Below are 9,127 nucleotides of genomic sequence, written 5' to 3' on the forward strand. Positions count from 1 at the left end.
CCATCACGCCCAGCGATGGGCATCATAACGGCTCAAGGCTCTACTCGTAGCTGGTAGAAACTTCGGGCTCAGACCAGATCGCCTGACCTTGCCGAAGCTGAAAAATGCGCCCCTCGAGGCGCAACGAATCTGTCGGGCCATTTTCAGCCCCTCCATGATGCATAAACAGCTACCCAAGATATAAATGACATTTCGCATTTAGTGTGCGATATGTCACTTTCAATCTTGGTGCACGAAATTCCCGTATAGACCGTGTCTTCGCTATCAGCTCGCCGCTATAACGCGGTCCGTCTCCAGGCCTCTTCGCTTGGTCGCCGGTTCCGCGCCGAAAGAGGCTGGTCATGTCACGTCAGGAAGCCTCACGTTCTCGTGAAACAATAACTCTCGCGGGGCGAACCAGTCTGGGCCCAATCATGTAACCTGACTGCGCGACGCTCACGATCTGGCCCGCATTGGATCCCGTACTCGGCACGGTGCCGATAATTTCATGCACGTTGGGATCAGGATCTTCGCCAATCGAAGGACGCAGTATTTTTACCCCGGCCTTGAGCAAGGCATCATTGATTGCTCGCCGCGTCGCCTCCAGCCCCTTGATCAACGATGGCTCGATCTCGTGTGAACCCGCCAAAGCCTCCAAGGCCAGGTCGAGATTGTCGAGCGCTGGTGCGAGTTCGGATAGCAGTTGCGCCATCCCGGCCTGTCGACCTTCGGTTCCCGCTTTTTCTGCGCGCTTTCGCGCATTCTCAGCTTCCGCCAGTGCACGAAGCAATCGATCCTGTAACGCGTCCCCTTCTCCCGGTTCCGGCAGGACCTCCGACTCCACGTTTTTACCTACTGCCGGGGGCGATCCGTCCTCGTTCTCGCCATTCTTCGCATTGTTCGACACGCTCTGTACCCCCGTACTTAGTCTTTCTTGTCGTCATCGACCTCGGAGAATTCGGCGTCGACGACTTCTTCATCATCCGAACCTTCCGAACCGGCAGCTCCACCGGCATCGGCGGAGCCTGCGGCGGAAGCCTGCTCCTTCTCGTAGATCTGCTGACCCATCTTCATGGCAGCATCGGTGAGGGCCTGAGCCTTCGCGTTGATCGCATCGAGATCGTCGCCTTCGAGCGCCGTCTTGGTTTCGGCGATCGCAGCTTCGACCGCAGCCTTCGTGTCGGCGTCGATCTTGTCGCCATGCTCCTCAAGCTGCTTTTCGGTTGCATGCACGAGGCTGTCGGCCTGGTTGCGCGCTTCCGCCTGCTCGCGGCGCTTCTTGTCCTCTTCGGCGAACTTCTCGGCATCCTGGACCATCTGTTCGATGTCGGATTCCGAAAGGCCGCCAGAGGCCTGGATGCGGATCTGCTGTTCCTTGCCGGTCCCCTTGTCCTTGGCGGACACGTTGACGATGCCGTTGGCGTCGATGTCGAAGGTGACTTCGATCTGCGGCACACCTCGCGGTGCCGGTGGGATGCCTACAAGGTCGAACTGGCCGAGCAGCTTGTTGTCAGCCGCCATTTCACGCTCGCCCTGGAAGACGCGGATCGTCACCGCTTGCTGGTTGTCATCCGCGGTGGAGTAAGTCTGCGTCTTCTTGGTCGGAATCGTGGTATTGCGATCGATCATGCGGGTGAATACGCCGCCCAGCGTTTCGATACCGAGCGATAGCGGGGTCACGTCGAGCAGGAGAACATCCTCGACGTCGCCCTGCAGGACACCCGCCTGGATGGCGGCACCCATGGCGACAACCTCGTCGGGGTTAACGCCAGTGTGCGGCTTCTTGCCAAAGAAATCCTCGACCACTTCGCGTACCTTGGGCATTCTGGTCATGCCGCCTACCAGGATCACTTCGTCTATCGCCCCTTTGTCGATCCCAGCATCAGCCATAGCTTTTTTGCAGGGTTCGAGCGTGCGCTTGATCAGACCGTCAACCAGTTTTTCGAGGTCGGAGCGGGTGACTGTCTGGACCAAATGCAGCGGCGTCGTGGTGCCGCCTTCCATGCGCGCAGTGATAAAGGGAAGGTTGATCTCGGTCTGTGCTGCGCTTGACAGCTCTATCTTGGCCTTTTCCGCCGCTTCCTTGAGGCGTTGCAGCGCGAGTTTGTCGGTTCTGAGATCCATATTTTCCTTCTTCTTGAAGGAATCGGCGAGATATTCCACCACCGCGCTGTCGAAGTCTTCGCCGCCGAGGAAGGTGTCGCCATTGGTCGATTTCACCTCGAATACGCCATCACCGATTTCGAGGATCGATACGTCAAACGTACCGCCGCCGAGGTCGTAAACGGCAATAGTCTTGCCTTCATCCTTGTCGAGACCATAAGCGAGCGCCGCCGCAGTCGGTTCGTTGATGATGCGCTCGACCTCGAGACCAGCGATTCTACCGGCATCCTTGGTCGCCTGGCGCTGGGCATCATTGAAGTAGGCCGGGACTGTTATTACCGCTTTCTCGACCTTCTCGCCTAGGTACTCTTCGGCGGTTTCCTTCATCTTTTGCAGGATGAAGGCGGAAACCTGGGAAGGACTGTACTTCTCGCCGCCCGCTTCAACCCAAGCATCGCCGTTGGGCCCCTCGACAATCTTGTATGGAACAAGTTCCATGTCTTTCTTGGTCGTCGGATCGTCAAACCGCCGACCGATCAGGCGCTTGATCGCGAACAAGGTGTTATCCGGGTTGGTAACGGCCTGGCGCTTGGCGGGCTGGCCGATCAGGCGTTCGCCATCCTTGGTGAAGGCGACGATCGATGGCGTGGTGCGCGCACCCTCCGAATTCTCGATCACCTTGGGCTTGCCGCCTTCCATAACGGCAACGCAGCTGTTGGTTGTTCCGAGATCGATACCGATAACTTTAGCCATGGTTTGCAGCTCCAGAAAACAGTAGACTAAGATATTTGCAGGCGAGGGTTCGCCGCTCCCCTAACGCAGAAGGATCACGTCAGCGATCTGGCTGGATCGGCTGGCGGAATGGTCGTATGCGCGCGGCAGCCACAAGACTGCGCGGACCCCACTGGGTGATCGAGGCACCAAGCTTATGCTGCCTCCCGACTTCTGTGCGAAGCGCTGTGCATGAGTAAGTCCGAGCCCAAGGCGTTGATCAGCGCCCCAATTCGAATAGAACGGCTCGAAAGCTAGCGCGATCGCATCGCGTCTGAGCCCAGGGCCATTGTCGGCAACTTCAATTTCGATCCGCTCGGGGAGAGCGTCAATCGCCGGGCGGTTCCTCAAGCGCAAAGATACTTTCCCACCATTTCCTCCGGCAGCCAGAAATGCATTTTCAAGCAGGGCCGATAAGGCGCTGGCGAAAGAGGCAGGGGCAACCCGAACCGGCCACAAACCTGTTTCAAGAATCTTTTCAAACTCCGCCTCCACTGGAATTCCTGACTGGATCTGGTCCATCAAATGCTTGATCAACTCTGGCACATCGACCAATTCCTGAAGCGGCGAATGAGCAGCTGGAACAGACCATTTGCTTACTAATCTGGCCGAATTGAGTAGCGCCAAACGCATCTTGCGACGAAGCTTGATCGCCTCCTGCTCATCGGCGAATTCCAACGTATCAAGGCCCGCAGCCAGCACGGCAAGCATGCTTGTCAGGTCTTCCGTCGATGGCAGATGGGTCCCTGACGACGTTCCTGCTGGCATCATGTCCCGAAAGCTACTCTGGAATTGACGCTTCATGCCCGGCCTCCTGTGCCAAAATGTACCTCTAGTCGCTTCTCAGGCAAATCCACTGATCCAGATCAGGCGTTTCGGATCAGCCTTGCCTGTCCCAATGTGATCGCATTAGACACCCAGCTTTGAGCGGGGATTGTATTCATTCTTTTCTCGCCATTCCTTGGCCCACGCTTCCAGGCTTTTATCGTTCTGCGGAAGGTCAACCATCAACCGCACCAGTTGGTTGCCGCGCCCACCTTGGCGACGCGCCATTCCTTTACCCTTGATGCGCAGAACTCTGCCCGAGGTGGATCCCTTCGGCACTGTTAGCATGATCGGCCCATCGATCGTGGGTACGCGCACTTTTGCGCCGAGTACGGCCTCGTCCCACCGGATTGGCAGGTCGAGGCGAATGTCGTCCTCATCCTGTCGGAAGAAAGGGTGGAGCGTGACGGTCAGTTCAAGAATCGCGTCGCCGCGCCCTCCCGGTCCGGGCCGCCCTTTGCCCGCAACGCGCAGGCGATCTCCACTCTGGGTTCCCGGAGGGATCTTGACCTCGATTTGCTCGCCGCCATCGAGGTTGATTGCGAATGGTTTTGCAGTGGCGATATTTTCGAAAGGGACATTTACCGCATAAAGCACATCGCTTCCTCGCGGGCGATATTCGCGCCCGCCAGCTCCGCGACCCCGCCCGAAGAGATCGGCGAAGATGTCCCCCAATTCCTCCGAATCGCCAGAGAAATGAAAGGATGTCGCTCCATCCTGCGCCGATCGAAACGGTCCTCCGCCCGAGAACGGCCCATGGCCCTGGAAATCTTCGAAACCGTAAGGTGCGCGCGGGTTGCCTTGCTCGTCGATCTCGCCGCGGTCGTATCGTGCGCGTTGCTCGGCATCGCTCAAAAGATCATATGCTTGCGTGACTTCCGCGAACCGGGCCGCCGCGTCGGGCTTGTCCTTGTTGCGATCAGGATGAAGCTCTTTGGCGAGTTTGCGATAGGCTTTCTTGATCGCAGACTGGTCTGCAGTGCGCGATACGCCGAGTATCGTATAAGGATCTGCCATTAGCTAAATCACCTGAAATTGGGATGCGGGGGGCAATGCGGGTCAGCCAATATGTGCCTCCACCCATTGGCGAAGTGCTGAGGTGGGTAAGGCACCGGATCGTTGATCGACCAGCCGTCCATTCTTGAATATTAACAAGGCGGGGACGCCCTGCACGCCGTACCGGGCGGCAAGTTCGGGAGCCTTGTCGATATCGACCTTTGCAAACCTGGCGCGCGGTTCGATTGCAATCGTGACCTGGGCAAAAGATGGAGCCATGGCGCGGCAGGGACCGCACCACGTCGCCCAGAAATCCACAACAACAGGTATGTCGGATCGTGTGATATGGCGATCAAACCTCTGGCCCAGCAGGTCGACGGGCGAACCATTGAACAGCGCCTTGTGGCATTTGCCGCATTTTGCGGCGTGAGCTGGCCGATCAGGCGGGATAGCGTTGACCGCTTCACAATGTGGGCAAACTACCTTGATCTTGTCCGCTTCCATTCGCCGCCCTTCCCTTGCTTGTCATGCGCTCGCGCTGCTCATATCTGGGATCGAATGACGAAAACGAGACCTTCTTCGCCCTCGTCGACATTGACGGTCGAACCGTCAGGGATTTCGCCGGCCAGCAGCTTTTCCGCCAGCGGATCCTGCAGATATCGCTGTACCGCGCGCTTGAGCGGTCTGGCGCCATATACGGGGTCGTAACCCACCCGACCGAGCCAGTTGCGCGCGCCTTCGGTGAGGTCGAGCGTGATCTTCCGGTCTTTCAGCAGCTTCTGGACGCGCTTGACCTGGATATCGACGATCGGTGCCATGTGTTCCTGGCTCAGGCGATGGAACAGGATGATCTCATCAAGCCTGTTGAGGAACTCGGGGCGGAAGTGGCTGCGCACCACGTCCATCACCTGCGGCTCGACATCTTCCACCTTCTGATCGTCGGTGAGGTTGGAGAGGAACTGGCTGCCGAGGTTGCTGGTCAAGATGATCAGCGTGTTCGAGAAGTCTACCACCCGGCCCTGCCCGTCAGTCAGACGACCGTCGTCGAGTACCTGCAACAGAACGTTGAACACGTCCTGATGCGCCTTCTCGACTTCGTCGAACAGTACCACCTGGTAAGGTCGCCGCCGCACCGCCTCGGTAAGCACGCCGCCTTCCTCGTAACCTACATAACCCGGAGGCGCGCCGATCAGTCTGGCGACCGCGTGCTTTTCCATGAATTCGCTCATGTCGATGCGCACCATGGCGCGCTCGTCGTCGAACATGAACTCGGCCAACGCCTTGGTCAGCTCGGTTTTGCCAACGCCCGTGGGGCCAAGGAACAGGAAGCTGCCCAATGGCCGGTTCGGATCCTGCAAGCCAGCGCGTGCTCGGCGCACGGCCTTCGAGACAGCCTGTACCGCCTGCTGCTGCCCGATCACGCGACGACCGAGAAACTCTTCCATCTTGAGCAGCTTCTCGCGCTCGCCCTCCATCATCTTGTCCACCGGCACGCCCGTCCAGCGGCTGACGACAGAGGCGATGTCCTCCTCGGTCACTTCCTCGCGCAATAACGCAGTCTTATTTGCACCACGTGCCTCCTCAAGCTGCTTTTCGAGGCTCGGTATCGTGCCATAGGACAGCTCGCCCGCCTTTTGCAGGTCGCCCGCGCGCTGCGCCTGCTCCAGCTCGAGCCGGGCCAGGTCGAGCTGTTCCTTGATCTTTGCCTCAGCCTGAATCTTGTCGCGTTCGTTCTGCCAGCGCGTGGTCAGCTCGCTCGATTTCTGCTCGAGCTCGGCCAATTCTTTGCGCAAGGTGGCGAGCCGGTCCTTGCTCGCCTCGTCGCTTTCCTTAGCGAGCGCGCTTTCCTCGATCTTGAGCTGGATAATGCGGCGGTCGAGGTTTTCGATCTCTTCGGGTTTGCTTTCTAATTCCATGCGGATGCGACTCGCCGCCTCGTCCATCAGGTCGATCGCCTTGTCGGGAAGGAAGCGGTTCTGGATATAGCGATCGGATAGCTGCGCAGCGGCCACGATCGCGCTGTCGGTAATGTTTACCCCGTGGTGCAGTTCGTATTTTTCCTTCAGACCACGCAGGATGGATATCGTGTCCTCGACGCTCGGCTCGTCGATATAGACCGGCTGGAAGCGCCGTTGGAGCGCCGCATCCTTCTCGACATATTTCTGGTATTCGTCGAGCGTAGTAGCGCCGATCACGTGCAACTCGCCGCGCGACAGCGCCGGCTTCAGGAGGTTCGAGGCGTCCATGCTGCCTTCGCTGGCGCCCGCACCAATCAGCGTGTGCATCTCGTCGATGAACAGGATGATCTGCCCATCGGAATTTTTCACCTCGTCGATCACGGCCTTCAAGCGTTCCTCGAATTCGCCGCGATATTTCGCACCCGCAATCAGCGCGCCCAGGTCAAGCGCCATTAGCGTGCGGCCCTTGAGGCTGTCGGGCACATCGCCATTGGCGATGCGCAGCGCCAGCCCCTCGGCGATTGCGGTCTTGCCCACGCCGGGATCACCGATAAGAACGGGATTGTTCTTGGTCCTGCGGGCCAGAATCTGGATTGTGCGACGAATCTCCTCGTCGCGGCCGATCACCGGGTCGAGCTTGCCGTCGCGCGCCGCTTGGGTCAGGTCGCGGGCGTATTTCTTGAGCGCATCGTAGCTCTCTTCTGCGCTTGCGCTATCTGCGGTGCGACCGCCGGTCACTTCCTGAATCACCGCCTCGAGCGACTTCGCATTCACGCCGGCAGCCTGCAAAGCCTTGCCTGCGTCGGTGCTGTCGGAAAGGGCCATGGCCTGCAATATGCGCTGTACAGGAACGAAGCTGTCGCCGGCCTTCTTTGCCAGCTGTTCGGCCTGATCGAGCAGGCGAGCCGAATCATTGTCGAGGGAGGGCGGCGTCTGCGCTCCTGAGCCGGAAACCACTGGGAATTTATGCAATGCCTTTTCAACCTCGCCAATGGCAGCAGGGGGGCTACCGCCTGCTCGCTGGATGAGCTGCGCGGCCATGCCCTCCTCATCTTCGAGCAATGCCTTGAGAATATGGACTGGCGTGATGCGCTGATGGCTCATGCGGACGGCAACTGTCTGGGCGCTCTGTAGAAAGCCCTTGGCCCGGTCGGTGAATTTCTCGAGGTTCATCGCAAAGGGTCTCCAAGCGTAATTACAATTTCAAATGGGACTTTGAGTAGGACTAGCAGGAAATCGAATTCCTGTCTGCTCACATATCAACCGCAACGACGCCAGCCTCTGAGTGACTGACCGGCTGACGCCGGTAGGATCAAGCGGCGGGGCTGAAGCCATCCTTGTGGGTATGTCGATCGAGATATCGCATGATGATGTCGTCGGTGATGTTGCCGGACGTGGTCGAGAAGTAGCCCCTCTGCCAGAAGCGTTGTCCCCAATAGCGCTTGCGGATGTGTTCGAACTCCTGCTGGATTTTGCGGGAAGAGCGCCCTTTTGCGCGGCGGACGAAGTCGCTGACCGAAACGTGCGGCGGGATTTCGACGAAGATATGGACGTGGTCGCGCGACAGGGCGCCATTGATGATCGTCACGCCCATGTCGTCGCAGACCTGCCGGATGATCTCGCGCACCCGGAGCCGCACTTCGCCATGGAGCACTTTGAACCGATACTTCGGCGCCCAGACCAGATGGTAGCGATGGCGAAATGTCGTGTGACAGCCGCTCCGGTAGCCCATAGCAGGTATCCTCGGGAAAGTGAGACTTCACGCCCTCCAGGCGGTCTCACTTTCCCGAGGATACCTGCTATCGAGCGAGTCGAAGGCTGAAGCCAGTATCCGACTGAAGTCGGAGGGGTTCCTCCCAGTCAGAGGACTCTAAATAGAAAAGCCATTCTCGTCCTGACATAAATCAGTGGGCGGGCCGATCTGCTTCCTATGGTACGCTCGTATCGCCAGATGACTGTCGAGTCGGCGAGGATAGCGGAAACGGCATTGAAATGCGGCTCTCGCGAGTTTACGAACGGAGGCGCAGTCAGCGATTTCACCCGTTCGAAACTTTGATGGAGGTGGTGATGGAGCAAATTGCCAAAAACGAGTGGGCAGAATTGTGCGATCGCATTAGCAAGCGGTTGCTTGGCCTGCGCGCCGAAATCGAGGTCCAATCGCTGGATTTGGGCGATCAGATCGAGGCCGAATTTCTTCCAATCCTCGGTATCACCTATGATCACAAAGACGATGTCGTGGTCATCGCCCTTGAGGGGCTTGCTCACCTGATCCCACACCCGGTCGATATCCAGACCAAAGGCTACGACGATAATATCGAGGCAGTCCTTATTGCGGACAAGGAAGGTGTGCGGCATCTCGCATCATTCCGGGAGCCGCTTAAGTTGCCACCCCCGCTTGCCGAGTAAGCTTCACTTCTATAAGAGCCTGATCCGAAACTAAGTTGAGTGGTATCAGCGGGTTAGCTTGACGCTAGCTCAAGTCATTGATTCAGGGG

The 9,127-nt window shown here is 58.4% G+C and carries 8 protein-coding genes; 1 reads left to right on the plus strand and 7 read right to left on the minus strand.

Annotated elements, in window-relative coordinates; genetic code table 11:
* Positions 1 to 349 precede the first annotated feature (349 nt).
* From WFP44_RS15785 to tnpA, 7 genes are all read right to left on the minus strand, one after another.
* Complete coding sequence (locus WFP44_RS15785; RefSeq protein WP_336927659.1) at positions 350 to 886, minus strand: nucleotide exchange factor GrpE; 537 nt, start codon at positions 884 to 886, stop codon at positions 350 to 352.
* 17 nt (positions 887 to 903) lie between these two features.
* A complete protein-coding gene (gene dnaK, locus WFP44_RS15790; protein ID WP_336927660.1) occupies positions 904 to 2,835 on the minus strand; it encodes a molecular chaperone DnaK in 1,932 nt (643 codons plus the stop codon).
* A gap of 60 nt (positions 2,836 to 2,895) precedes the next feature.
* Complete coding sequence (locus WFP44_RS15795; RefSeq protein ID WP_336927662.1) at positions 2,896 to 3,657, minus strand: sensor histidine kinase; 762 nt, start codon at positions 3,655 to 3,657, stop codon at positions 2,896 to 2,898.
* 105 nt (positions 3,658 to 3,762) lie between these two features.
* Positions 3,763 to 4,695 carry a J domain-containing protein gene (locus WFP44_RS15800; RefSeq protein WP_336927663.1) on the minus strand — a complete coding sequence of 311 codons (933 nt, stop codon included), beginning with the start codon at positions 4,693 to 4,695 and terminating at the stop codon, positions 3,763 to 3,765.
* Positions 4,696 to 4,737: 42 nt separating this feature from the next.
* Positions 4,738 to 5,178 carry a thioredoxin TrxC gene (gene trxC / locus WFP44_RS15805; RefSeq protein ID WP_336927664.1) on the minus strand — a complete coding sequence of 147 codons (441 nt, stop codon included), beginning with the start codon at positions 5,176 to 5,178 and terminating at the stop codon, positions 4,738 to 4,740.
* Between the two features lie 38 nt (positions 5,179 to 5,216).
* The gene (clpB, locus tag WFP44_RS15810; RefSeq protein WP_336927665.1) at positions 5,217 to 7,805 is read right to left on the minus strand and encodes an ATP-dependent chaperone ClpB; all 2,589 of its coding nucleotides are present in this window, start codon (positions 7,803 to 7,805) and stop codon (positions 5,217 to 5,219) included.
* A 139-nt stretch (positions 7,806 to 7,944) separates the two neighbouring features.
* Entirely contained in the window at positions 7,945 to 8,364 is a 420-nt protein-coding gene (tnpA, locus tag WFP44_RS15815; protein WP_336927666.1) for an IS200/IS605 family transposase, read from the minus strand.
* 335 nt (positions 8,365 to 8,699) lie between these two features.
* Here tnpA and WFP44_RS15820 point away from each other — a divergent pair, with 335 nt between their 5' ends.
* The gene (locus tag WFP44_RS15820; protein ID WP_336927668.1) at positions 8,700 to 9,038 is read left to right on the plus strand and encodes a DUF5335 domain-containing protein; all 339 of its coding nucleotides are present in this window, start codon (positions 8,700 to 8,702) and stop codon (positions 9,036 to 9,038) included.
* Positions 9,039 to 9,127: the final 89 nt, after the last annotated feature.

The organism is Alteraurantiacibacter palmitatis (genome assembly GCF_037154115.1).
Taxonomy (GTDB): Bacteria; Pseudomonadota; Alphaproteobacteria; order Sphingomonadales; family Sphingomonadaceae; genus Alteraurantiacibacter; species Alteraurantiacibacter palmitatis.